Annotated in this window: 20 protein-coding genes; 14 read left to right on the forward strand and 6 right to left on the reverse strand. The window is 67.3% G+C overall.

Annotated elements, in window-relative coordinates; all coding sequences use genetic code 11:
* The first annotated feature begins 11 nt into the window (after positions 1–11).
* The 10 genes from ccoO to FRZ44_RS03420 all read left to right on the forward strand — a co-directional run bounded on the left by ccoO (position 12) and on the right by FRZ44_RS03420 (position 11,040).
* Complete coding sequence (gene ccoO, locus FRZ44_RS03375) at positions 12–737, forward strand: cytochrome-c oxidase, cbb3-type subunit II (protein ID WP_151175841.1); 726 nt, start codon at positions 12–14, stop codon at positions 735–737.
* A gap of 7 nt (positions 738–744) precedes the next feature.
* A complete protein-coding gene (locus FRZ44_RS03380) occupies positions 745–939 on the forward strand; it encodes a cbb3-type cytochrome oxidase subunit 3 (RefSeq protein WP_151175842.1) in 195 nt (64 codons plus the stop codon).
* Entirely contained in the window at positions 936–1,811 is an 876-nt protein-coding gene (ccoP, locus tag FRZ44_RS03385; RefSeq protein WP_151175843.1) for a cytochrome-c oxidase, cbb3-type subunit III, read from the forward strand. The genes FRZ44_RS03380 and ccoP overlap by 4 nt, the downstream gene beginning before the upstream one ends.
* An 80-nt stretch (positions 1,812–1,891) precedes the next feature.
* Entirely contained in the window at positions 1,892–3,358 is a 1,467-nt protein-coding gene (gene ccoG / locus FRZ44_RS03390; RefSeq protein ID WP_151175844.1) for a cytochrome c oxidase accessory protein CcoG, read from the forward strand.
* A gap of 8 nt (positions 3,359–3,366) precedes the next feature.
* Positions 3,367–3,879, forward strand: coding sequence for a FixH family protein (locus FRZ44_RS03395; protein WP_191908396.1), 513 nt, complete (start codon positions 3,367–3,369; stop codon positions 3,877–3,879).
* Positions 3,876–6,116, forward strand: a complete 2,241-nt coding sequence (locus FRZ44_RS03400) for a heavy metal translocating P-type ATPase (protein WP_151175846.1) — start codon at positions 3,876–3,878, stop codon at positions 6,114–6,116. The genes FRZ44_RS03395 and FRZ44_RS03400 overlap by 4 nt, the downstream gene beginning before the upstream one ends.
* A 31-nt stretch (positions 6,117–6,147) precedes the next feature.
* Complete coding sequence (ccoS, locus tag FRZ44_RS03405; protein WP_151175847.1) at positions 6,148–6,351, forward strand: cbb3-type cytochrome oxidase assembly protein CcoS; 204 nt, start codon at positions 6,148–6,150, stop codon at positions 6,349–6,351.
* Positions 6,352–6,612: 261 nt separating this feature from the next.
* The gene (locus FRZ44_RS03410) at positions 6,613–8,667 is read left to right on the forward strand and encodes an oxidoreductase (protein WP_151175848.1); all 2,055 of its coding nucleotides are present in this window, start codon (positions 6,613–6,615) and stop codon (positions 8,665–8,667) included.
* A gap of 65 nt (positions 8,668–8,732) precedes the next feature.
* On the forward strand, positions 8,733–10,313 hold the full coding sequence (locus FRZ44_RS03415; protein ID WP_151175849.1) for a trimethylamine methyltransferase family protein: 1,581 nt from the start codon (positions 8,733–8,735) through the stop codon (positions 10,311–10,313).
* A 124-nt stretch (positions 10,314–10,437) separates the two neighbouring features.
* Positions 10,438–11,040, forward strand: a complete 603-nt coding sequence (locus FRZ44_RS03420) for a HutD/Ves family protein (RefSeq protein ID WP_151175850.1) — start codon at positions 10,438–10,440, stop codon at positions 11,038–11,040.
* 108 nt (positions 11,041–11,148) lie between these two features.
* Here the strand turns inward: FRZ44_RS03420 and FRZ44_RS03425 are convergent, their stop codons facing one another.
* Positions 11,149–11,862: a type 1 glutamine amidotransferase gene (locus tag FRZ44_RS03425; protein ID WP_151175851.1), complete on the reverse strand. Its 714-nt coding sequence runs from the start codon at positions 11,860–11,862 to the stop codon at positions 11,149–11,151.
* Between the two features lie 272 nt (positions 11,863–12,134).
* Here FRZ44_RS03425 and FRZ44_RS03430 point away from each other — a divergent pair, with 272 nt between their 5' ends.
* The 3 genes from FRZ44_RS03430 (at position 12,135) to FRZ44_RS03440 (ending at position 17,178) form a co-directional block, all read left to right on the forward strand.
* Positions 12,135–13,337 carry an MFS transporter gene (locus FRZ44_RS03430; protein WP_151175852.1) on the forward strand — a complete coding sequence of 401 codons (1,203 nt, stop codon included), beginning with the start codon at positions 12,135–12,137 and terminating at the stop codon, positions 13,335–13,337.
* Between the two features lie 171 nt (positions 13,338–13,508).
* Positions 13,509–14,009, forward strand: a complete 501-nt coding sequence (locus FRZ44_RS03435) for an Hpt domain-containing protein (protein WP_151175853.1) — start codon at positions 13,509–13,511, stop codon at positions 14,007–14,009.
* Positions 14,010–14,160: 151 nt separating this feature from the next.
* Entirely contained in the window at positions 14,161–17,178 is a 3,018-nt protein-coding gene (locus FRZ44_RS03440) for a PAS domain-containing protein (protein WP_225308683.1), read from the forward strand.
* Between the two features lie 194 nt (positions 17,179–17,372).
* Here the strand turns inward: FRZ44_RS03440 and FRZ44_RS03445 are convergent, their stop codons facing one another.
* From FRZ44_RS03445 to FRZ44_RS03465, 5 genes are all read right to left on the reverse strand, one after another.
* Complete coding sequence (locus FRZ44_RS03445; protein ID WP_151175855.1) at positions 17,373–17,567, reverse strand: Flp family type IVb pilin; 195 nt, start codon at positions 17,565–17,567, stop codon at positions 17,373–17,375.
* A 99-nt stretch (positions 17,568–17,666) separates the two neighbouring features.
* The gene (locus FRZ44_RS03450; protein ID WP_151175856.1) at positions 17,667–17,858 is read right to left on the reverse strand and encodes a Flp family type IVb pilin; all 192 of its coding nucleotides are present in this window, start codon (positions 17,856–17,858) and stop codon (positions 17,667–17,669) included.
* A gap of 262 nt (positions 17,859–18,120) precedes the next feature.
* The gene (locus tag FRZ44_RS03455; RefSeq protein WP_151175857.1) at positions 18,121–19,326 is read right to left on the reverse strand and encodes a phosphatase PAP2 family protein; all 1,206 of its coding nucleotides are present in this window, start codon (positions 19,324–19,326) and stop codon (positions 18,121–18,123) included.
* Positions 19,327–19,560: 234 nt separating this feature from the next.
* Positions 19,561–20,439, reverse strand: a complete 879-nt coding sequence (locus tag FRZ44_RS03460; protein ID WP_151175858.1) for a dimethylarginine dimethylaminohydrolase family protein — start codon at positions 20,437–20,439, stop codon at positions 19,561–19,563.
* Positions 20,440–20,543: 104 nt separating this feature from the next.
* The gene (locus tag FRZ44_RS03465) at positions 20,544–23,507 is read right to left on the reverse strand and encodes a PAS domain-containing protein (RefSeq protein ID WP_151175859.1); all 2,964 of its coding nucleotides are present in this window, start codon (positions 23,505–23,507) and stop codon (positions 20,544–20,546) included.
* A gap of 345 nt (positions 23,508–23,852) precedes the next feature.
* Between FRZ44_RS03465 and FRZ44_RS03470 the strand changes: the two genes are divergently transcribed.
* Positions 23,853–24,299: a MaoC family dehydratase gene (locus tag FRZ44_RS03470; RefSeq protein ID WP_151175860.1), complete on the forward strand. Its 447-nt coding sequence runs from the start codon at positions 23,853–23,855 to the stop codon at positions 24,297–24,299.
* Positions 24,300–24,424: the final 125 nt, after the last annotated feature.

Raw genomic sequence — 24,424 nt, forward strand, 5'->3', positions numbered from 1 at the left:
GGGAGAACGCCATGCAGCTCTCCCACGCGAAAATCGAAACCAATTTCCTGCTGATGCTGGTGCTGATCCTGATCACGGTGTCGATCGGCGGCATCGTCGAGATCGCGCCGCTGTTCACGATCGAGACGACCATCGAGAAGGTGCAGGGAGTCAGGCCCTATTCGCCGCTCGAGCTCGCGGGCCGCAACATCTATATCCGCGAGGGCTGCTATCTCTGTCACAGCCAGATGATCCGGCCCTTCCGCGACGAGGCCGAGCGCTACGGGCACTACAGCATCGCGGCCGAGAGCATGTACGACCACCCGTTCCAGTGGGGTTCGAAGCGGACCGGCCCCGATCTGGCCCGGGTCGGCGGGAAATATTCCGACGACTGGCATCGCGCGCATCTGACCGATCCCCGCAGCGTCGTGCCGGAATCGATCATGCCGTCCTACGCCTTCCTCGAGGAGCGCGAGCTCGACCCGACCGCGATCGCGGCGCATCTGTCGACCCTGCGCGAGCTGGGCGTGCCCTATACCGACGAGATGATCCAGGACGCGGCCGCGGACATGGCGGCCCAGGCCAATCCCGACGCCGACACGACCGGACTCCTGACCCGCTACCCCAAGGCGGCCACGGGCGCCTTCGACGGCGATCCGACGCGGCTGACGGAGATGGATGCGCTGATCGCCTATCTCCAGGTGCTGGGCCGCATGGTCGATTTCGCCGACTACCGCACCGAAGACCTGAGGCAGTGAGGCCGCGATGACCTGGCAGGAGATCCATGACCTGTTCGCGCCGATCCGGCTGGTCTGGTTCGTCGTGATCTTCGTCGGCGTCGTCGCCTGGGCCTACTGGCCGAAGCGCCGGGCCGAGCTGGAGAAGCTCGCGCGCATTCCGCTCGAGGACGAGCTGCCGGACGATCAGCGATCGACCCCCGTGCGGGAAAGCAAGCCATGACGAAGCGCGAGATCGATTCCATCTCGGGTCAGGAGACCACGGGCCACGAGTGGGACGGCATCAAGGAACTGAACCATCCGCTGCCGAGCTGGTGGCTCTACACCTTCTATGCGTCGATCCTGGTGGCGGTGATCTACTGGGTCCTGATGCCGGCCATTCCCTGGTTCAACGGCCATAGCAACGGCATCCTCGGATACAGCCAGCGGGCATCGCTCGACCATGTCATGGAAGCCGCGACCGCGGCGCAGGCGCAATATATCGCCCGAATCGACCAGGCGCCGTCGCTGGCGGCGATCCGGGCCGACGCCGATCTCTTCAATTTCGCCCAGGCCGGCGGCCGCGCGGTCTTCAACGAGAACTGCGCCGCCTGTCATGGCTTGGGCGGATCCGGGCGTCCGGGCGGATTTCCGACGCTCGCCGATGACGACTGGATCTGGGGCGGCACGCTCGACGACATCGCGCAGACGGTGCGTCACGGCATCCGCAACGCCGATCCGGATTCGCGCCAGTCGGTGATGCCGAACTTCGGCACCGACAGCATCCTGACCGCGCCGCAGATCGCCGACGTGGCGGAGTTCGTCCTGTCGCTTTCCAACCGCTCGACCGATACCGCCGCGGCCGGCCGCGGCAAGACGGTCTTCGCCGACAATTGCGCGGCCTGTCATGGCGACAACGGCCAGGGCAAGCCCGAGCTCGGCGCACCCAATCTGGCGGATGCGATCTGGCTCTATGGCGACGGCAGCAAGCTCGCGATCATGGCCCAGGTGACGAAGCCGAAAATGGGCGTGATGCCGGCTTGGGGCGGTCGTCTGTCCGAGGCCCAGCAGCGGATGGTCACGGTCTATGTGCATAGTTTGAGCGGCGGCCAGTAAGCCGCCAACAAGCCGACGATCTCTTTGATGTAAGACGGGCGCCTCCGAGGGGGACAGGCGGTCGTCGTTCGGGCGGGACGATGACAGAGACAGCCCTTCAGGACTCCGGGACGCAGGAAAAAGTCGCCTCGCGGCGCGAGCAGCGGGCCGAGCCGCTCTATGTCGGCCGCATCCGCGTCTATCCGCGCAAGGTCCGCGGCACCCTGCGCCGTTTCAAGTCGGCCATGCTCGTCCTCCTCCTGGCGATCTATTACGCCGCGCCCTGGCTGCGCTGGGATCGCGGGCCCGGCGCCCCGGACCAGGCGCTGCTGATCGATCTGCCGGGGCGGCGGGCCTATTTCTTCTGGGTCGAGATCTGGCCGCAGGAAGTCTATTACCTGACCGGCATCCTGGTGCTCGCGGCGCTGGGCCTGTTCCTCGCCACCAGCCTGTTCGGCCGGGTCTGGTGCGGCTTCACCTGCCCGCAGACGGTCTGGACCGATCTCTTCATGTGGGTCGAGCGGACCATCGAGGGCGATCGCAATGCGCGCATGCGTCTCGACAAATCGCCCCTCAGCCTCGGCAAGGTCGCGAAGAAGATTGCCAAGCATGGCGCCTGGCTGGTGATCGCGCTGCTCACGGGCGGCGCCTGGGCCATGTATTTCACCGACGCGCCGACGCTGGTCCGCCAGTTCTTCACGGGCGGCGCCACCGTCACAGTCTACTTCTTCGTCGGCCTCTTCACCTTCACGACCTATCTCCTGGCCGGCTGGGCGCGCGAGCAGGTCTGCACCTATATGTGTCCCTGGCCTCGCATCCAGGGCGCGATGCTCGACGAGGACAGCCTCAATGTGACCTATCGGGCCTGGCGCGGCGAACCGCGCGGCAAGCACAAGGCCGGCACGAGCTGGGAAGGCCATGGCGATTGCGTCGACTGCTTCTCCTGCGTCGCCGTCTGTCCGACCGGCATCGACATCCGCGATGGCGCGCAGCTCGAATGCATCGGCTGCGGGCTCTGCATCGATGCCTGCAACGAGGTGATGGAGAAGGTCGGACGGCCCCGGGGGCTGATCGACTTCGACTCCGCCCGTAACATCGCGCTGCAGAGCGCCGGCAAGCCGCCGGTGGCGTGGCGGCCCTTCCGGCTCCGCACCATCGTCTATGTCACCCTGCTGTTCCTGGTCGCCGCCGGAGTCTTCGCGGCCCTGGGCACGCGTTCCACCCTCGACATCAATGTGCTACCCGAGCGCACGCCGCTCTTCGTCCTGCTCAAGGACGGCAGCATCCAGAACGCCTACACCATCAAGATCCTGAACAAGCAGCGCCAGGCGCGCGAGTTCACGCTGGCCGTGAAGGAACATCCGGGCGCGCGGATCGAGATTGTCGGCGCCGACCCGGCGGGCGTGCTGGCGGCCAAACCCGACCATGTCGCGACCTATCGGGTGCTGGTGAGCCTGCCCCGCGCCGAGGTCGGCGAGGACAGCGAGGCGATGACCTTCGTGCTGACCGACAAGTCCAGCAGCGACACCGCCCGCCACCAGACCGTATTCAGAGGGCCCGATCGATGAGCACAATCATGCAAGGGATGCAAGGCGGAAATGGCGACGGGGGTGCCCGGCGCGGCCGCTGGATACCGTGGATCTTCGTCGCTTCCTTCGTGGTCCTGACAATCATCCAGGGGGTGATGATCTGGTTCGCGATCGAGAGCTTCAGCGGCCTGACGGCCGAGGACGCCTATGAACGCGGGATCACCTACAACCGGACGATCGAGGCCAAGGATGCCGAGGTGGCGCTGGGCTGGCAGGTGACGCTCGAATGGCAAGTGGACAAGTCGGCGCCGGGCAAGGGACGGCTGGCGCTGCAGGTCCTGGATCGCCTGGGCCAGCCGCTGCAGGGCGCCGAGGTCGCGGCCACGCTGCGCCGGCCCGTCGGCCCGGAGACCGCGACCCCGGTGACGCTGACGCCCGGCGCGCCGGGGACCTATGGCGCTTCGCTCCAGCTCCCCTTGCGCGGCCAGTGGGATGTCGATCTCGATATCGCGACGGCGCACTCGACCGATCACCTGACCGACCGGATCTTCGCGCCATGAACAGCGGCAAGGTCGTCAGGCTCGCGACGCCCGTCGCCAATCTCGCCGTCGATGCGGCGCTGATCGACTATTCGGCCTATTGCCGCGCCGACGGCGCGGGCGGCCAGGTGCTGCATCTGATGGCCGAAGGCGTCCATTGCGGGGCCTGCGTGCAGCGCATCGAGACGACGCTGCGCCGCGAGCCCGAGGTGCGCCAGGCGCGGCTCAACCTGACCACCCGCCGACTGGTGCTGGGCTGGCAGGGGCCGGCGGCCCGCGCGAACCCCCTGGTCGCCGCTGCCGCCGAGCTGGGTTATCGCTTCATGCCCTACGATCCGACCGAGCTCGGCGATGCCGACGCCAGGTCCGAGCGGGAGCTGCTGCGCGCCATGGCGGTCGCGGGTTTCGCGGCGTCCAACATCATGCTGCTCTCGGTCTCGATCTGGGCCGGGCATGTGCAGGAGATGGGTCCGGCAACGCGAACCCTGATGCACTGGTTCTCGGCGCTGATCGCGCTCCCCACCATCGCCTATTCGATCCGGCCCTTCGCCCGGTCCGCCTGGGCCGCGCTCAGCCACGGCCGCACCAACATGGACGTGCCGATCACTGTCGGCGTGCTCCTGACCGCCGGCATCAGCCTGTTCTCGACCATCACGCATGGCGAGCATGCCTATTTCGATTCGGCCGTCTCGCTGCTGTTCTTCCTGCTGCTGGGCCGCTATCTCGACCGGCGCGCGCGCGGCCAGGCGCGCTCGGCGGCCCAGCGCCTGCTGGCGCTGGGGGCGCAGGCGGTGACGGTGATCGCATCCTCGGGCGACCGGCGCCTGCTGCCGGTGCGCGAGGTGGTCCCCGGCATGATGCTGCTGGTGGCGGCCGGCGAACGCATCGCCGTGGACGGCCGGGTCCGGGAAGGCCGTTCCGAGCTCGACATGTCGCTGGTCACGGGCGAAACGCTGCCGGCCAAGGTCGAGCCGGGCGAGCGGGTCTTCGCCGGCACGGTCAACCTGGCGGCGCCTTTGCGTGTGGAGGTCGCCGAGGTCGGCGAGGACACCCTGCTCGCCGGCATCGTCCGCCTCCTCGAAGCCGCCGAGCAGCGCCGCGCGCGCTATGTCTCGCTGGCCGAGCGCATTGCCCGCGCTTACACGCCGGTGGTGCATCTGGCGGCGCTCCTGACCTTCCTGGGCTGGGTCTTCCTGGTGGGCGAAGGCTGGCAGCATGCGCTCCTGATCGCGGCCTCGGTGCTGATCATCACCTGCCCCTGTGCGTTGGGGCTGGCGGTGCCGGCGGTGCAGGTGGTGGCGAGCGGCCGGCTGATGCGCCGCGGCATCCTGCTCAAATCGGCGACCGCCCTGGAGCGGCTCGCCGAAGCCGACACCGTCGTCTTCGACAAGACTGGCACCCTGACGCTCGGCCGGCCCGAACTGGCCGACAGCGGCGGGTTCGATCCGCAGGCCTTGAAACTGGCGGCTTCGCTGGCCGCCAACAGCCGGCATCCGCTGGCGCGCGCGCTCTGCCGCGCGGCGCCCGACGTCCCCGCGGCGTCGGGTGTCGAGGAGAAGGCGGGCCTCGGCCTCCGGCTCGCCGTCAAAGGCGGGGAGATCAGGCTCGGCAGCCGGCGCTGGTGCTCGGTCGGCGAGGAGCAGCCGGGCGAGGGACCCGAGATCTGGCTGACGGAACCCGGGCGGGCGCCCTTGCGTTTTGCCTTCACGGATCAATTGCGGCCCGACGCGATCCAAACCGTGGCGGCGCTCCGCGCGCGCGGGCTGGCGATCGAGCTTCTGTCGGGCGACCGGGAGGGCACCGTGAGACAAGTGGCCGAAACTCTGGGCATCGAGGCGTGGCGGGCGGCGATGACTCCCGCCGACAAGACGGCACGGCTCGAGCAGCTGGCGCGCGACGGCAGGCGCGTGCTGATGGTGGGCGACGGCCTCAACGACGCGCCGGCGCTCGCCGCCGCGTTCGTCTCGCTTTCGCCCTCGACCGCGGCCGATATCACCCAGACCTCGGCGGATGCGGTGTTCCAGGGCGTGAAGCTCGGCGCGGTTACCGAGCTTCTGGGCGTGGCCCGGCGCTGCCGTACCCTGGTCCGGCAGAATTTCCTCCTGGCCCTGGGCTACAATCTTCTCGCGGTGCCGATGGCGGTGCTGGGGCTGGTGACGCCGCTGGTCGCCGCCATTGCGATGTCCTCGTCCTCGCTGATCGTCACCGGGAACGCCTTGCGGCTCGGCATCGATCGGACTCGGTCCGCGCGCCGCTGAGGGCGGCGCAGCGGCAAACGGAGATCGGCCCATGGAAGGTCTCATCTATCTGATCCCCGCCGCCCTGTTTCTGGGCCTGATCGGCCTGATCGCCTTCATGTGGGCGCTCAAGAGCGGACAGTTCGAGGATCTCGATGGTGCGGCCGAGCGCATTCTGTTCGACGACGAGAATGCGCCGGCGGCCAAGCCGCTCGAGACCGACGAGGCGAAAAGCAGGACACCGCGCCGCTCCTGAGCGTCCGTCCCTGCGCCGACCGCCTCCCCCGTGACATCCGCCGATCTTCCGGGCTAGTCTCCGGCCCGCGTCCGCGAGGGTCGAGCGGCTGCTTCCATCAGGCATCGGACGATCTCGCCTTTCCTGACCGATCTCCACGTCGGTTCGTCGGCAATGGCCGTCGCGGGCGGATCGTCGGCGCCCGGCCGGACATGGCATGAGGAAGCGGCACCGCAACCCCGGGACGGGTTTGGCGATGAGGTTCCCCCGAGAGAGAAGCCAATGGCCCGCAATCCCCGCTACGACATCCTGTTCGAGCCCGTGAAGATCGGGCCGGTGACGGCCAGGAACCGCTTCTACCAGGTGCCGCACTGCACCGGCATGGGCGTGCAGATGCCCAAGACGCTGGCGGCCATGCGCGCCGTGAAGGCCGAGGGTGGCTGGGGCGTCGTCAACACCGAATATTGCTCGATCCATCCGACCTCCGACGACGCGCCCTACAAGTTCTGCAGCCTGTGGGATGACGACGACCGGCGCGTGATGGCGACGATCGCGGACGCCATCCATGAGCACGGGGCGCTCGCCGGCTGCCAGCTCTGGCATGGCGGCGAATTCGCGGTCAATCGCGCCAGCCGCCTGCCGCCGATCTCGGTCGATGGCGCTCCCGCCCATTATCTCTGGCCGCTGCAGACCCGTGCCATGGACCGCCAGGACATCCGCGAGCTGCGGCGCTGGCAGGGCGATGCCGCGAAGCGCGCGGTCCAGGCCGGATTCAACATCGTCTATGTCTATGCCGGCCACGCCTATCTGCCGTTCCAGTTCATCGCCAGGCGCTTCAACCATCGCGGCGACGAATATGGCGGCAAGCTCGAGAACCGCGTGCGGATGCTGCGCGAGATGATCGAGACCACGCGCGACGCGATCGGCCCGAACGTGGCGTTGGCGATCCGCTTCGCGGTCGACGAGCTGATGGGCGATCACGGGGTCGCCGCCGGTGCCGAGGGTCGCGAGGTGGTCGAGATGCTGGCCGAGCTGCCCGATCTCTGGGACGTCAATATCAGCCAGGTCACCAACGACTCCATGAGCGCCCGCTTCGCGGAGGAGGGGTTCCAGGAGCCCTATGTCTCCTTCGTGAAGAAAGTGACCACGAAGCCGGTCGTGGGCGTCGGCCGCTTCACCTCGCCCGATACCATGGTCTCGCAGATCAAACGCGGCGTGCTCGACCTGATCGGCGCGGCGCGGCCTTCCATCGCCGATCCCTTCCTGCCGAAGAAGGTCGAGGAGGGACGCGAGGACGAGATCCGCGAATGCATCGGCTGCAATATCTGCCGCTCCTGCAACAATGAGGGCGTGCCGATCCGCTGCACCCAGAACCCGACCATGGGCGAGGAGTGGCGGCGCGGCTGGCACCCCGAGCGCGTCGCGCCGAAGCGCTCCGACAAGCGCGTGCTGATCGTCGGCGCCGGCCCCGCCGGCCTCGAATGCGCGGTCACGCTCGGCAAGCGCGGCTATGCGGTGGCGCTGGCCGACGCCGCCGACGAGCTGGGCGGGCGCATCAATGCCGAATGCAGGCTGCCGGGCCTCGGCTCCTATGGCCGCGTGCGCGACTGGCGCCTCGGCCAGCTCGCGAAGCTGCCCCAGGTCGAGCTCTATCCGGCGAGCCGGCTCGCCGCGGCCGATGTGCGCGAGTTCGGCGCCGATCATGTGGTGATCGCGACCGGATCCCGCTGGCGGCGCGACGGGGTCGGCATGGCGAGCCATGACGCGATGGTGAACGCGGATACGGCCGAGGTCTTTGCGCCCGAGGACATCATGGCGGGCGCCGTGCCGGCGGGTCCTGTCGTCGTCTATGACGAGGACCAGTATTATATGGGCGGCTGTCTCGCGATGAAGCTGGTGCAGCTGGGGCTCGAGGTGGCGCTGGTGACGCCGGGCGGCGAGGCCTCGTCCTACTGCCGCATGACCGACGAGCATGACAAGGTGCAGAAGCGCCTGCTCGATCTGGGGGTCGAGATCGTCGTCAACCGCCAGCTCGCGGGCTTCGATGGCGAGGCGGCGCATTTGGAATGCGTCTATACCGGCCGCGCCTATCGGCAGAAGGCGAAGAGCCTGGTGCTGGTGACGATGCGCCGGCCGGAGAGCGCGCTCTATGAAGAGCTCGCGGGCGACCCCGCCGCGCTGACGGCGGCCGGCATCGGCGGGCTGGCGCGGATCGGCGATTGCCTAGCGCCGGGCGCCCTGGTGCATGCGGTCCATGCGGGGCATCTTCATGCGCGCGAGTTCGACGAGCCGGCGCCGGGCGATGTGCCTTACAAGCGCGAGCGCGCGATTATCTGATCGCGCCATTCCGGTGGGGATCGCTTCGACGGGACCATGAGTTTGCTTCAGGGAGATCGGGCAGCATGAGCGGAGAAATCGCGACGGGCGGGCCGGCGGCCCGCGAGGGGCGGGGCCGCGAGCATGGCGGCAAGGCGCGTCGCGAACGCCGCTCCGTGGGCGGCGGCGTCCGTCAGCTGCCCTTCAAGACGCTGCGCAACCCCTTAAAGCCGATCGAGGTCCTGTCTGAGGATCAGGTCGAGACTATCCATCTGGCCTCGCTCGAGATCCTGGAGAATATCGGCATCGAGAGCCTCCATATGGAGACGATCGATCTGTTCGAGCGCGCCGGCGCCAAGGTCGATCGCTCGACCTTGCGCGTGAAGCCCGATCGCGGCCTCATCCTGGAGGCGATCAGGACGGTCCCGCCGGAATTCACACTGCGCGCCCGCAACCCCGAGCGCGATCTCCATTTCGGCGGCAATCACCTGGTGTTCTGCGCCACCGGCGGTCCCGCCTTCGCCAGCGATCTCGATCGCGGCCGGCGCGCCGGCAACGAAGCCGATATGAAGGACTATATCCGCCTCGTCCATATGCTGAACGTGCTGCATCAGGAAGGCGGGACGGGGCTCGAGCCGACCGACCTCCCGCCCGACACGCGCCATCTCGATGTCTATGAATCGATCCTGACCCTCACCGACAAGAGCTGGCATTGCTGGGCGATCGGCGCCTTTCGCGTGCGCGACGCGATCGAGATGGCCTGCATCGCCTATCCGACGACGCGTGAGGAGCTGCTGACGCGCCCGGCCGTCATCTCCATCATCAACTCGAACTCGCCCCTGAAGTTCGACGGGCCGATGGGCGAGGGGCTCTGCGAGCTGGCGCGCACCGGACAGGCGACCGTCTGCACGCCTTTCACGCTCTGCGGCGCCATGAGCCCGGTGACGCTGGCGGGCGCTCTCGCCCAGCAGAACGCCGAGGCCCTCTTCATGATCGCGCTGACGCAGCTCGTTCGGCCGGGCTCGCCCGCGGTCTATGGCGGCTTCACCTCGAATGTCGATATGAAGTCGGGGGCGCCAGCCTTCGGCACGCCCGAATACACCAAGGCCGCCTTCGCCTCGGGACAGCTCGCGCGACGCTACAACTTCCCTTACCGCTCCAGCAATGTGAACGCCTCGAACGTGGTGGATGTGCAGGCGGCTTACGAATCCGGCATGTCGCTCTGGGGCACCATCATGGGCGGGGTCAATCTCCTGGCCCATGCGGCCGGCTGGCTCGAGGGCGGCCTCACGGCGTCGTTCGAGAAGCTCATCCTCGATTGCGAGATGCTCCAGCTCATGCGCGAGACCCTGACGCCGATCGCGACCGACCGGGCGAGCCTGGGGCTCGAGGCGATCGCCGAGGTCGGGCCGGGCGGGCATTTCTTCGGTGTCGGCCATACGCTGGAGCGCTTCGAGCATGCGTTCTATGCACCCCTGCTCTCGGACTGGCGCAATTTCGAGACCTGGACCGATGCCGGCTCGATCGACGGCACCCACCGCGCCAACGCGATCTGGAAGGAACTGCTGCGCCAGTATCAGGAGCCGGCCATGGATCCGGCCGCGCGCGAGGCCCTCGCGGCCTATGTGGCGCGGCGCAAGGTCGAGATCGGCAGCGGGAAATATTGAGCCGTCCTGCCACCGGGCGCACTTGTGGGCCGGTCCGATTTTTGATTCTCTTGAAGGGGCCCCATTGTGGGGCCGCGACTCCGGGGGCCGCTGGTGGCTCCCATGAGCGAGTGCTAACCCCGCGATGGCGATGCGCCGCCTGATCAAGGCCAACGAACATCGGGTCATGCCCTGGAAGAACAGCCAGGGCATGACGGCCGAGATCGCGATCGATCCGCCGGACACGCCGCTCGACAAATCCTTCCGCTGGCGCCTGTCGCTGGCCGAGGTCAAGGCCGACGGCCCGTTCTCGATCTTCCCGGGTTATGACCGCTACATCATGCTGATGGGCGGCAACGGCATGGTGCTGCGTTTCGACAACGGGCGCGAGGAGCGCATCGACGAGCCACATGTCCCGTTCCAGTTCAGCGGCGACGATTCGGTGCGCTGCTGGCTCATCGACGGCTCGGTGCGCGACTTCAATCTGATGGTCCGGCGCGATTTCCAGGTCTCGGCCGGGATCCTCACCCTCAACCGGCGCGACCGGATGCTGCCGGCGCTCGGCCGCGGCACGACCCTGATCCTCTATGTGATCGAGGGCAACACCGTGCTCGACGACGGCACCCTGCTCGAGCCCGGCGACACCCTCATCATCAATGTGGAACTCGCCGCCAAACACGCCGTCGCCTTCGGCCGCAGCCAGTCGAAGCTCTTCATGGCCAGGCTGACACCGCGCCAGCGGACGTGAAGCGACGGGGCGCCCCATTGTCATCCCCGCGAAAGCGGGGACCCAACTATAAGCTTGGCGCGCTGGATCGAGATGGGTCCCCGCTTTCGCGGGGATGACCGTAGGTGCCTACCCCAGCGCCAGCCAGCGGTCGCTGACGGCTTCGGCGAAGCGGCGTGCGCCGGGGGCGTTGTCGGGCCATTCGGCGCGCAGGCGCTCGAGGGTGGCCGGGGCCTTCTCGGCGCCGAGATGCTTGGTGAGGCTGGGCATGCAGAGCGCGAACCAGGTATCGGCGATCGCCGGCGTCGCCTCGAAATGGCATTGGAAGCCGTAAGCGCGCTTGCCCAGACGGAAGGCCTGGTTGCGGCAGCCGTCGCCCTTCATCAGCAGTTCGGCCTCTTCCGGCAGGTCGAACGTGTCCTCATGCCACTGCATGATGCGGGCCGTGGTCCCCAGCCCGCCGACGACCGGGTCCCTCTGTCCCTCGGGCGTCACCGCCAGATCATGGAACCCGACTTCGAGATGGGTATGGCGGCGGACCTTGCCGCCGAAGGCACGGGCCATGAGCTGGGAGCCGAGGCAGATCCCCAGCAGCCCGCGATCGGCGCGATGGAAGTCGCGCATGCTCTCCAGGATCGCCGGAAAGGCCGGCCAGTTGGCGTCGTCATTGGCATGCTGCACCCCGCCCAGCACCACCATCCCGTCATAGCCCTTCGGGCTCTCGGGCAGGGGGTCGCCGTCATGCGGCCTGCGGATTTCGGTCTTGCCGCCCTGGGCCTCGATCCGCTCGGCGACAATGCCGGCCGTCGACAGGGAATCGTTCTGGATGATCAGGATTTTCATGGCGCTCGGTTGCCTGCGGTACGGGAACAGCCAATCGCCGGTCGCCCGATAGGCCCGGGTCGTCCGGCCGGGCGCGATTATAGGGGGGCCGGGGCCCGGCGCCAGCCCGTCCCGGACTCAACCCTGCTTTGCATCGCTTGCAGGCGGATCGGCCGCTTTCGTCGCAAAGCGGCGAGAAAAGGACGGCTCTACACTCCCGCTTAACCGCAGCCCATGATAAGAACAGGACTCATTTCCGGCGAGATCGCGCCCCACCGAGTTCCCACCCCTTCATGCCGACTGATATCCCCTCCGACACCGGTCCGATGTGGCTGCGTGCCGTGAGCCGACCCGGCGCGATCGTGTTCGCGATCATGTTCACGCTCGAAAGTTTCGCGCGCGGCCTGATCGCCACCCTGATCCCGCTCCAGGCCTATTCGCTGCTGCATCACACGCGCGACGTCAGCATCCTCTACACGCTGGTCGGGATCGTCGGTCTGGCATCGAGCTTCGCCATCCCCTTCTTCATCCGCCGCTTCAAGCGGCGCTGGGTTTACACCGCCGGGATCCTGGCGCTGCTGGTTGCCGCCTTGCTGCTCGCGACGGCGACGCTGTACGGCCAGATCGGCGCCATGCTGGCGCGCGCCTTCGGTGCCGCCGCGCTCAACATCACGCTCAGCCTCTATGTGATGGATTACATCCGCCGCCGCGACCTGGTGCGCTCGGAGCCGCTGCGCCTCATGTTCAGCGCCGCCGCCTGGACGGTCGGGCCGGCCCTGGGCGTCTGGCTCTATACCGATGTCGGGCACGGCGTCGCCGAGTTCCTCTCCGCCGGTTCCTGCGCGGTGCTGCTGGTCTATTTCTGGTATCTGCGGATGAGCGAGAACCCGGCCGTGGCCGCCGCCACGCGACCGCCGCCCAACCCGATCGCATCCATCCGCCGCTTCATCGCCCAGCCTCGCCTGCGGCTCGGCTGGTTCGTGCCCTTTGCCCGCTCCTGCTGGTGGGCCATGTATTTCGTCTATCCGCCGCTGTTCCTGGTGCAGGCCGGCAAGGGCGACTTCGCCGGTGCGCTTCTGGTCTCGCTCGGCAACGCCATGCTGTTCGTCACGCCGCTTTATGGCCGCATGGCGCAGCGCACCGGCATCCGCCGCTGGATCATCGTCGGCTTCATCGGGCTGGGAATATTGACCACCGCGGCGGGGTTCATGCATGGCTTCCCCTGGATCGCGGCCGCTCTCCTGCTGGCGGGCTCGGCCTTCTGCTGCCTGCTCGACGCTTTCGGCAATATTCCCTATATGCGCGCCGTGCGTCCGCTCGAGCGGCCGCAGATGACGACCGTGTTCCGGACCTATATCGACCTGTCGGATCTGGCGCCGCAGGCCTTCTATTCGGTGCTGTTGACCTTCTTCGACATCCGCGCGGTCTTCTTCGCCTGCGGTCTCTTCATGTTCGTGGCCGCGGTCGTGGCGATGAAGATTCCGAAGAAGATGTGAGGCTCGGTGCGCCCGCGCCGCCGCTCCGCGAGGCGGTCGTCTTAGCGCAATGTTAAGGGCTTCTGGGCGACCCTGAGGGGTGCGCCCGCCCCGGACTTTGTTCGCGGAGCCCTTGGGCGGAAGCCAGATTTGCTGGGATCCCTGGCATCCCGATCACAGGAATAGATCCGCATGGCCCTGCCGGCCGAACGCAAACCGGTCGCCCCACCCGACGCCCGCCCTGCTGCCGACGACGGCCGGGCCGGCGGAATCGCGGCCACCGTCAGGCGGGCCCAGGACGCGGTGGCCGAGCTCAGCGCCGATTACCAGAACTGGGCGCTCGCCGACCTGGCCAAGGCCGAGCAGGCCCTGTCCGAGGCCCGCGCCGATCCTGCGGCGGCCCAGCCGGCCCTGCAGCGTCTCTATGGCGTCGCCCATGATATGAAGGGTCAGGGCGGGAGCTTCGGGTTTCCGTTGGTGACCCACGTGGCCCAGTCCCTGTGCCGGCTGCTGGTCGGCCCGGGCGGCAGCGCGCGCCATGTGGCACTCCCGGCCGAGGAAGCCACCTTCGGGCTGGTCGAGGTTCATCTGAAGGCGCTTCGCCTGATCCTCGAGAAATCGGTGCGGGGCGAGGGGGGCGAGGTCGGCCAGAAGCTGGTCGCCAAGCTCCAGGCCATGGCGGGCCGCGGCTAGGACCGAAACGGTCTCGTTCAGCTCTATTCCGGCTTCACCCCGTATTAACCCTGATTACCCACCATCGGGACCGGTTTCCGCCCGCGACGGCGCTCGGGCGGACACGCCTCGATTCCCTTCGCGCGCTTCTTCGGTCGCAATCCATCCGGTGATGCTCTCTTCGACGGCGGGCCAGTCCAAGCCGATATCCGCAGACCGGATCGCGCAGATCCTGGGCTACGGATTTATCTATCTCGCGCTGGCGGCCTTCAGCATCGATCTGTCGTGCGGCAGCAATGGCGTGGCCGCGATCTGGCTTCCCAATGCGGTGGCGATGGGCTTCGTCATGCTGCGCCGGCCCTGGCAGGTCCAGCTGCCGGCCCTGGCGCTGGGCATCGCGCTGGCCGATATCCTCGAGGGCGATCCGGCCTTCGTCTCCGCGATGATGGCGCTCGTCAATACCGCCGAGATCGCGCTGGGCGCCTGGCTGATCCAGCGCTGGCTCGGCGCCGGCGACCGCTTCGCCCGGCTGCAGGAGGTCGTGCGCTTCATCCTGATCGCCGGCCTCGTGGTTCCCGTTTTCGGGGCCGCCCTCGGGGCCATGGCCGTCTATTGGGGCCTCGGCGTGCCGATGCCCGAGGTTCTGCCGGGCTGGTTCCTGACCGAGGCCATCGGCTACATCGTGCTCACGCCGATGCTGGTGCTGTGGTGGCCGCTTTGCCGGAAGACCGGCGGGCGGAAGGCATGGGCGGAACGATGGCTCCAAGGCTGGAACCACAGGCGCGTCCTGGAGGCGGGCCTGCTCGGATCGGCGCTCTGTCTCAGCGGCTTCTGGCTGTTCAGCTCGGTCGGCTGGGCGGATGCGGCCGAGCTGCTGCCGACCTTCCTGGCGACGCCCCTGGTGCTCTGGGCTGTCATGCGTTTCGGCCGCCGCGGCGGCAGCCTCGCGACCCTGATCGTGGTCACGGCCGCCGTCGCCGGCCTCCTGGCGCATCAGACGCCGATCGACGATGCGCTGCCGGCGACTCCCAGCGACCTGCTGCTGCCGCCCCTGATGATGTGCGTGACCGCGCTGTCGGGCCTGCTGCTGGGCGCGGCCCTCGAGGAACAGAATGTCATGCGCAAGGCGCTCGAGAAGAGCGAAACGCATTTCCGCACGCTGGCCGAAGCCACGCATGTGGGCATCTACCGGACAGATGCCGCCGGGCGCTGTCTCTATGTCAATGAGGGCTGGAGCGCGATCACCGGTCGCGACGCCAAGATCTCGATGGGCGAGGACTGGTCGACGGCGCTTCATCCCGACGACCGCCGCCGCGTGATCGCGAACTGGTACGAGGCCGCCCGCAACGAAGCCACCGACTATGACGAGGAATATCGCTGGATGCGGCCGGATGGGCAGGTGCGGCTGGTGCGGGATACCGCCCATCCGATCAAGGAAGGCGGCAAGACCACCGGCTTCGTCGGCACGGTCATCGATATCACCGACGAGCGCGCGGTGCGCGCTCAGCTCGAGGAAAGCCGCCAGCGCTTCGATCTGGCGCTGCGCGGCACCTCCGACGCGATCTGGGACTGGCATCTGGCCACCGGCCGGCTCTGGTATGCGCCGCGTTTCACCGAGATGATGGGGTACGAACCCGCGCAGAGCCCGCAGACGATCGAGGCCTTCGAGGCCATGGTCCATCCGGACGACAGGGCGAAACGCACGGCGATATTGACCGAGTATCTGGCCGGCGGTTTCAGCGGGCGCGGCTACACCATGGAGTACCGGCTGCGCCGGGCCGATGGCAGCTATCACTGGATGCGCACGCGCGCCCGCGCCGTGCTGGATCGGGCCGGCCGGCCCTTCCGCATCGCGGGCGCCCTCAGCGACATCCAGGAGGAGAAGCAGCGCGAGGTCGAGCTGCAGGCGGCGAAGGAGGCGGCCGAACGGGCCAATGCCGCCAAGTCCGAGTTCCTCGCGGTGATGAGCCACGAGATCCGCACGCCGATGAACGGGGTCCTCGGCATGACGGGGCTGTTGCTGGAAACCGAGCTCAGCCCGGAGCAGCGCCGCTATGGCGAGGTGATCAGGCGCTCCGGCAAGTCGCTGATGGCCCTGCTCAACGACATTCTCGATCTGTCCAAGCTCGAGGCGGGGCGGCTGGAGATCGAAACCATCGCCTTCGACCCGGCCGAGGTCGTTCGCGATGCGGTCGAGATCCATGCGGAAGCGGCCCGCGCCAAGGGCCTCGTTCTGGAATTCGAGCTGGCCGCGGGACTGCCGTCCCTGCTGATGGGCGACCCGGCGCGGTTGCGGCAGATTCTGCTGAATCTCGTCGGCAACGCCGTCAAATTCACCGAGCGGGGACGCGTCAAGGTGGATCTCGTCCCGGGTCCCTGGAGGGGCGATGCGTGGCAGTTCCTCTTCGTCGTCAGCGACACCGGCATCGGCATGGACCAGGCGCAACTCGACCGCCTGTTCCGGAAATTCACCCAGGGCGATTCCTCCATGGCGCGCCGCTTCGGCGGCACCGGCCTCGGGCTCGCCATTTGTCGCCAGCTGGCCGAGTTGATGGGCGGAACCATCGGCGTCGAGAGCCGGCCCGGCGAAGGAAGCCGTTTCTCTCTCGCGCTGCCCTTGCGGACCGCGGACGGTACGCGGGCCTCGATGGCCGCATCCCGCGAGCCGCTCCGCTCGACGGCAGCAGGCGCCTCGCTCCTGCTGGTCGAGGACAATGAGGTCAACCAGGCCCTGGCCGTGGCGCTGCTCGCGCGCAGCGGCCATCGCGTCCATACGGTCGACAGCGGCGTCGCGGCGGTCGCGGCCGTTCGTGACGGCGATTACGACCTGGTCCTGATGGATGTGCAGATGCCGGAAATGGACGGCATCGAGGCGACGCGGCGCATCCGGGCGCTCGAGGGCCCGAAGGCTCGCATCCCGATCGTCGCGATGACCGCCAACGCCATGATGGGCGACAGGGAGCGCTTCCTCGCGGCCGGCATGGACGACTATGTGTCGAAGCCGATCGATCGCGCGGCGCTGTTTGCCGTGATCGCCCATTGCCTCAAGCGCGCGCTGGTGACGCCGGTCGGCCCTGCGGTTTCCCCGGCGCCGGCCGCTGGCGGCACTCCGGCTCTCGATGCCGATCAAATGGCGGCGATCGAAGAGCTGATGAGCGATCTCGACCGTCGCGACGGCACCGGCGGCTGATCGGCAAGACGACCGCCGGCCCGATCCCGGCCGTCCGGGAAAGGGGTCAACCGCAGGACCGGGCCGGAATCGGAAGGGCCACGGCACGGTCGGCGCCATGGCCCTTCGGATATTGTTCTTGTTGGTTCATCCCGCCGGATCGGTTCCCGGGGGAAGACGCGGGGATCGCCGGACGAACCGGCGCGCGCGCTGTATCAGGGATTATTGGCCTGCGAGGCGATGTCACCGAGCTTACTGCTGATGACACCGAAGATGCTGTTCAGCGATCCGCCCAGCACCTGCAGGGCAATGATGGAGGCGACTGACACGAGAGCGGCGATGAGCCCGTACTCTATAGCCGTGGCACCCGACTCGTTCTTGAGGAAGTACTGCAGCGGATTGTTGGGCATCGCTGAAATCTCCCTTCCCGAAGGTGCCCCCGGCCCGTCCGCCGTGAGCCCCTCGAAGGGAACCCACGGCGGCGGCCGGAAGGAAGCACTAGTCAGCGATTACTGCTTCGCCTTGGCGGCGGCGCTGGCGAGGTTGCTGCTGACGACCGAGAAGATGCTCGACAGCGAACCGCCGAGGGTCTGCAGAGCAACGATCGCGGCGACCGACACGAGAGCGGCGATCAGGCCGTACTCGATCGCGGTGGCGCCCGACTCGTCATGGATGAAGTTTTGGATCGTGGTCTTCAACATGATTGGGTCTCCTTCCTGAATGTAACCCGCGATCAGGATGCCCCCAACCTCTGAAGCAAAGGTTAATCGGCGGGCATATTGGGAGACCTCAAAAGAATGGGACGGAAATACTTTCTGATCATTTAACGCGCAATCAAATAAAACTCGAGCGATCGATGGTTTCGTTGCAGCGACTTAGCGGCTCGCTTCGAGCGTCGCACAAAAAAGAGGCCGTGCGGCGGCGCCGTGCCGGGCACCGTCGAAAAAAAATCGACAGGAAAAATCAGACCGGCACTTCGGCGGGAAGCCGCATGACGCGACGGACGAACCATCCAGAACCGGCCCAGAGCAGCAGGGCGCAGACCGCCGAGACATAGCCATCGAGCGCGTAGTGCCAGCCGAGATGCACGGAGCCGAGCATGATCAGGACCGCGAAGACCGTGAACATGATCCCCATCCGTCGCGAGGTTCGCCAGCCCAGCAGCGCCAGGAGGGTCGCGATCGCAATATGCATGCTGGGCATGGCCGAGATTCCGACGCCTAGATCGAGCCGATGGAGGCTGTAGCCATCCCACAGCACCTGCTGCGTGTTGAGAGCCCACAGATCGTAGGTCTGATCGACCTGGTGCAGATAGGCCATGAGCGGTGCATAGGGGTTGGGCCCGGGAACGATACGGTCGAAATAGCAGGGGCCGGCCGACGAAAAGACGGACGCCAGCACGCCGCCGATCAGGATCCAGGACAGCGCCATCGACAAAAGGAACTGCATCCGCTGCTGCGGACCGCGCAGGGTGAAGAACTGCCAGAAGCAGGTGAACCACAGCGCGAAGAACCAGACATTGTAATTGACGTTCAGAAGCTCGGTGATCAGGGGATGTCCGAGCACGGGCTGCAGCAATTGCCAGGGGGCCACCCCGCCATGGAGCCAGCGATCCCACTGTTCCAGCCGCACATCCCAGGAGAAGGGCCGGAAGAAGGGAATGGCCGCCTTGGTCACCGAGAAGGTGCCGACGAGAAAGGGCAGGAAGCAGAGCATCGGCAGGCCCCGCGCCAGGCGGCGGGGCTGGCCCAGATTATGCCGCAGGTCGCTCAGCAGCATCATCAGGGGGCTCTTCGGCCGGACGATCAGCGCGATATAAAGTGCGCGGCCGGCGAAGAAGAGAAACAGGGTGATCGGCAGGATGAAGGAATAGACGCCGAAATAAAGCCCGATCGACAGGATCGACGCCGCCTCGAAATGGACCGCGATCCAGGCCCCCGCCACCGTATAGACCATGATGAGGCCGATCAGCCACGCGTCGCGACGGAAGGCCGCGGGCAGCTCGCCGACGAACTCGATCGCATAGTCGACGGCGCCCCGGCGAAGGCTTTCGGCGAGGTCGGGAAGTCTCTGCGGAAGCGTCGACAGCCAGGCAACCGTCAGGGGGCTCGGTCGCGGCAGGGCGCCGATCTCGACCGCGGATTCAGGGTTGAAGGGCTGATCGGTCATGACCGAAGCGACCTCGATTGTCGATAAGGGACGGGCGCGGGCGCCGGCTCGGGCCTTCGATCTCGGGAAGGACGCGGCAAGGCCGCGGCCTTCCTAAAATTCGAGACGCATTCGAGCGGCCCTCCGCACCGCCTCACTTTGCGGCAAGAGGTTGAACGATCCCTTAATTGCGAAGGAAGAGTTAATTCCTGGCGACGGCGAGGAATGGGCCGGCCGGGCGCCGCTTGCCGGAACTCAGTCGCGCAGCAGCGGACGCGTCAGGCAGGTGGGACCGCCCTGGCCCTTGGCCGAAATCTCGCGGCCGGCGATGACCTCGACCCGGCATCCGGCCGCGCGCAGGCGCGCTTGCGTCTGCGGATTGCCCTTGAGCATCACGCAGTGGCGCGGCGCGATCGCCAGCACGTTGCAGCCCATGCTGTCGAACTCCGCATCCGGCACCTCGACCAGGGTCATGCCGCGCGCGATCAGCCATTCCCGGAACGGCACCGGCATCAGCGGCGAATAGACCAGGAGCAGATCGCGGTCGAGCGGGCTCAGGATCGACATCAGGTGGAACACGTCGCCGGGCCCGCGATAATGCGGCAGCGGGACCGTCACCACCTCGACCCCGGGCCCCACCAGCGCCTGCAATTGCCGGATGCCCTCGTCGTTGGTGCGATAGCCGCGCCCGACCGCCAGGCAACGCGCGTCGAACCAGACGAGATCGCCGCCCTCGATGCGCCCCGCGCCCTCGATCCGGCCCAGGATCGGAATGCCGGCGGCCCCCAGCGCCTTGCCATGGAGCGCCGGCTCGCCCTGGCGCGCGGGCTTGCCCATGTTGCAGAGGATCAGGCCGCCCGGCGCCACGATCGCGGCGTCGCGCACATAGAGCGCATCGATGGTCAGGCTCGGATCGGCCGGCAGATGGTCGAGCGTCGCGCCCACGGATTCGAGGCAGGCCTCGAGCCGGTCATATTCGCGCGCGGCCTCGGCCATGAGCGGCGCCTCGGTATAGGCGAGCCTTTGCCACTCGGCCACGATCTTGGCCGGGCTCTGGAATGCGGCCTCGGGCCGGCGCAGCGCCACCCGCCGGATGCGGCCGAATTCGTTGAAGCCGCCGATCTGACCTGCCATGGACCGCGTTTCCTTGCGCTTGGAGAAAATGCGGAAGGACCCTAATGCAAACGTCTTCTCTCTTCACCTCTTCCTTGAGGGGGAGAGGATCGGGAAGAAGGCGCTCAGGCGGTCTTGGTCTTGGGAGGTGTCCGCTGGTCGATCTCGTCAATCAGCGCGGAGAGCTCGTCCGTCGCGCTCTTGTCGGCCGCAGCCTTGCCGGCGGCGTCGGGCGCCGCTGCGGGTACGGGCTCCTCGGCGGATGCGGTGTCGCCGGGTTCTTCGGCGCCGCAGAGGCGGGTCATGGCGCCCATCAGCTGCGCCATGTCGATCGGCTTCGACACATATTCGTCCATGCCGGCTTCGATATACTCTTCGCGCTGGCCGGCCATCGCATTGGCGGTGAGCGCGATGATCGGGATGCGCCGGACGTCCCCCGGCAGGCGGCGGATGGCCTGCGAGGCGGCGATGCCATCCATTTCCGGCATCTGCACATCCATCAGGATGAGATCGTAGGGGATCCGCTGCACGGCCGAGATCGCCTCGAGGCCGTTCGAGACCAGATCGACCTGGCAGCCCAGGCGGCGCAGCAGGGCGCTCACCAGCAGCTGGTTCACCTGGTTGTCCTCGGCCACGAGGATGCGCAGGCCCCGGCGCGGACGTTCCACGCCGGTGAGGCCCAGGCTGTCGGGCGAGCGCTGCGGCTGAGCGATCTGGCAGCGCACCGTGAACCAGAAGCGGCTGCCCTTGTTCGGATCGCTCTCGAGCGCGATCTCGCCGCCCATGAGGTCGACCAGCTGCTTGCAGATGGCGAGACCGAGGCCGGTGCCGCCATATTTGCGCGAGGTCGAGCTGTCCGCCTGGGTGAAGCGGGTGAAGAGGGTGGCTTGCGCGGCTTCGGGAATGCCGATGCCGGTATCGACGACTTCCGCATAGAGCTCGACCTCGCCGTCCTCGCGCGTGCGCAGTTTGGTGCCGATCGTGACCGAGCCCTTTTCGGTGAACTTCACCGCGTTGCCGACGAGGTTGAAGAAGATCTGGCGCAACCGCCCCGCGTCGCCCTTCAGCCACTGCGCTTCCTTCGCGCAAGGCAGCGCCTTGAGCGCGATGCCCTTGGCGGCGGCGCGCGGCGAGAGCAGCGTGACGACGCTGTCGATCACGCGGTCGAGCTCGAAATCGACCGGATCGATGCGCATGCGGCCCGCCTCGAGCTTCGAGAAGTCGAGGATGTCGTTGATGATGCTGAGCAGCGCCTCGGCCGATTCGCGCACCGTCTGCGCGTAGTGGCTCTGCTCGTCGGTGAGCTCGGTATCGAGCAGCAGGCCGGTCATGCCAATGAGGCCGTTCATCGGCGTGCGGATCTCGTGGCTCATCATGGCGAGGAATTCGGACTTGGTGCGGCTGGCGGCTTCCGCCTTGGTCTTCGCCAGCGCCAGATCCTCGGCCAGGATGGCCAGCTCCTTGCCCTGCGATTCGAGCCGGCTCTTGGCCTGCTCGAGTTCGATCACGTAATCCTGGAGCCGTTCCTCCTCGGCGCGCATCGCCTCCTGCTGCATGCGGAAGGCGGTGATGTCCTGGGTGATGCCGACCGAGCGCACGACGCGGCCGTTCTCGTCCTGCACGAAATCGCCGACCTCGCGCGCATAGACCAGCTCGCCGCCGCGCCGGTAGAGCCGGAACTCGATGTCGTAGGGCCGGCAGGCGGCGCGGCTGCCATTGAGCACGTCGACATAGCGCTGCCGGTCCTCGGGATGGACGCGTTCGGCGATGTTCGTGTTGCTGCCGAGAATCCCGTGATATTCCTCGACCGTCACGCCATGGAGGCGCGCCACTTCCTCGGTGCAATAGACGCACCGGTCATTGGCCTCGTCCCACGCCCAATAGCCGAGCTTGGCCAGCTCCGCGCCGCGGTTCAGCATCTTCTGCAGGTCCGTCAGCTCCTGCTCGCGCTGCTTGATCTGGGTGATGTCGGTGTTGGCGCCGACGATGCGCGTGACCCGGCCCGTGGCATCGCGCTTGTTGATGGCGCGCGACAGGATATGGCGGGTGGAGCCGTCCTTGTGGCGATGGCGCAGCTGCGCCAGGAACCGTTCGGTGCGGCCCGCATTGTAGTCCGCGACCAACTTGAGGGCGACCTGCGCGTCGTCGGCGTGAAGCACCGAATGCCAGGATTCGAGGCTGTTCGGCAGCTCGTCGGCGCTGTAGCCCAGCATCTCCTTCCAGCGCGGGGAGAACCAGATCTCGCCGGTCTCGAAGTTCCAGTCCCAGATGCCGTCGTTCGAGCCCTGGACCGCGAGCGAAAAACGCTCCTCGCTCTTGCGCAGTTCGTCCTCGAGCTCCTTCACCCGCGTGACGTCGACACCCACGCTGTGGAACTCGAGCAGCTCGCCCGCTTCGCTGAAGACGGCGCGGTCGCGCCAGAGCTGCCAGCCGATCTCGCCATTCAGCAGCCGGCTGCGCAGCATATACTCCGCGACCGGCTGATCCGGCGTGACCGCGGCCAGCTGGCGCAGGATGTTGGCGCGCTGGTCCGGCGCGACGCTGTCGATGAAGCGCTTGCCCAGCAGGGCCTCGCGCGGCTTGCCGAAATAGCGGCAATAGCGGTCGTTGACGTATGTCACCGTCGTGTCGGGCATGAAGCGGCAGGCCAGCTCCATCTGGTCCTTGGCGCTGACCCGCGATGCGCTGGCGTTGAGATCGATGCGTTCGACCGGATGGGTCGGTTCGGCCTTGCGGTGGGTGCCCATCACGCGTCGCGCGCTGCCGTCGGCGCCGACGATGGGCGTGAGCGTGGTGTGCCAGGTGACGCCTTCGGCGACGCCGCTCACCAGGTCGCGTTCGATGACGCGCCGACTCCCGAGGCATTCGCGATATTCGGCGTTGAAGCGCGCCGCATCCTCGGGCGCGAACAGGTCTTCGGGCCGCTTGCCCAGGATCTGGCCGTAGCGGGCGCCGCAGGTCTCGAGCTCGAGCTTGTTGACCGCGATATAGCGGAAATCGCCGTTCGGCTCGGCCTCCACGACGAACACCGCGATGCCGAGGCATTCGATCGCCGCAGTCAATTCGGCCGCTGTCGCTTCTGCCAGCATCCTTGGAGCCGCCTCCGATCGGCTCCCTTCCGGACAGGGAGCCCGCTGCCGCCGCCGGACCGGGAACCGGGCGAGGCAGGCTAAATCTTTCTAATAACGGGGCCTTAAGACCGCGTTAGCAGCCGCAAAACCTGGCAGGCCCCCGGAACCGCAGCCGCCCCCGGCCGTTAAATAGGTAATAATCATGTGGTTATTAAGAATTATGACAGTGTTGCCCTGCAAACTGCCACATGGGCTTGCTTGTTCGGGGTTTCAGCCTCAGATATATTGCGCCGCAACAAAGCGAATCGCCGCCGGCAACCAGGCCGGTCTGGAGCGTCGCGCGCGAGCAGAGGGTGTGGGTCGATGGCTGACGTGGGTAGCGGGCATTTCCTCGAGGATCTGTCGGTCGGACAGTCCGCGACCTATGCCAAGACCGTGACGGACGCCGATATCGTCCTGTTTGCGGGCATCTCCGGCGACGTCAATCCGGTCCATCTCGACCAGGATTACGCGACCGGCACCATGTTCAAGGGCCGGATCGCCCATGGCATGCTGACCGCGAGCTTCATCTCGGCCGTGCTCGGCACCAAGCTGCCGGGGCCGGGCTGCATCTATGTGAGCCAGAACCTCAAATTCAAAGCCCCGGTCCGCATCGGCGAGACAGTGCGCGCGACCGTGACGGTCACGGCGATCGACCCGGTCCGCGCCCGGGTCACGGTCTCGACCGTCTGCAAGGTCGGCGAAACCGTCGTCATCGATGGCGAGGCCCAGTTGGTGGTGCCGCGCCGCCAGGTCCAGGCGGCCGAGTAACGGCGCTTTCCGGGGCCCGCTAAGGCCCTGCGGCCACGGGAAATTTCGGTCCTTTCGCCGCGGCTCGGACGAGCTCCTTCGGCCTATCCAGCCCTCAGGCGACGCGCTATCTTCGCCCGCTCTCC

This window comes from Hypericibacter terrae, assembly GCF_008728855.1.
GTDB classification, from domain to species: domain Bacteria; phylum Pseudomonadota; class Alphaproteobacteria; order Dongiales; family Dongiaceae; genus Hypericibacter; species Hypericibacter terrae.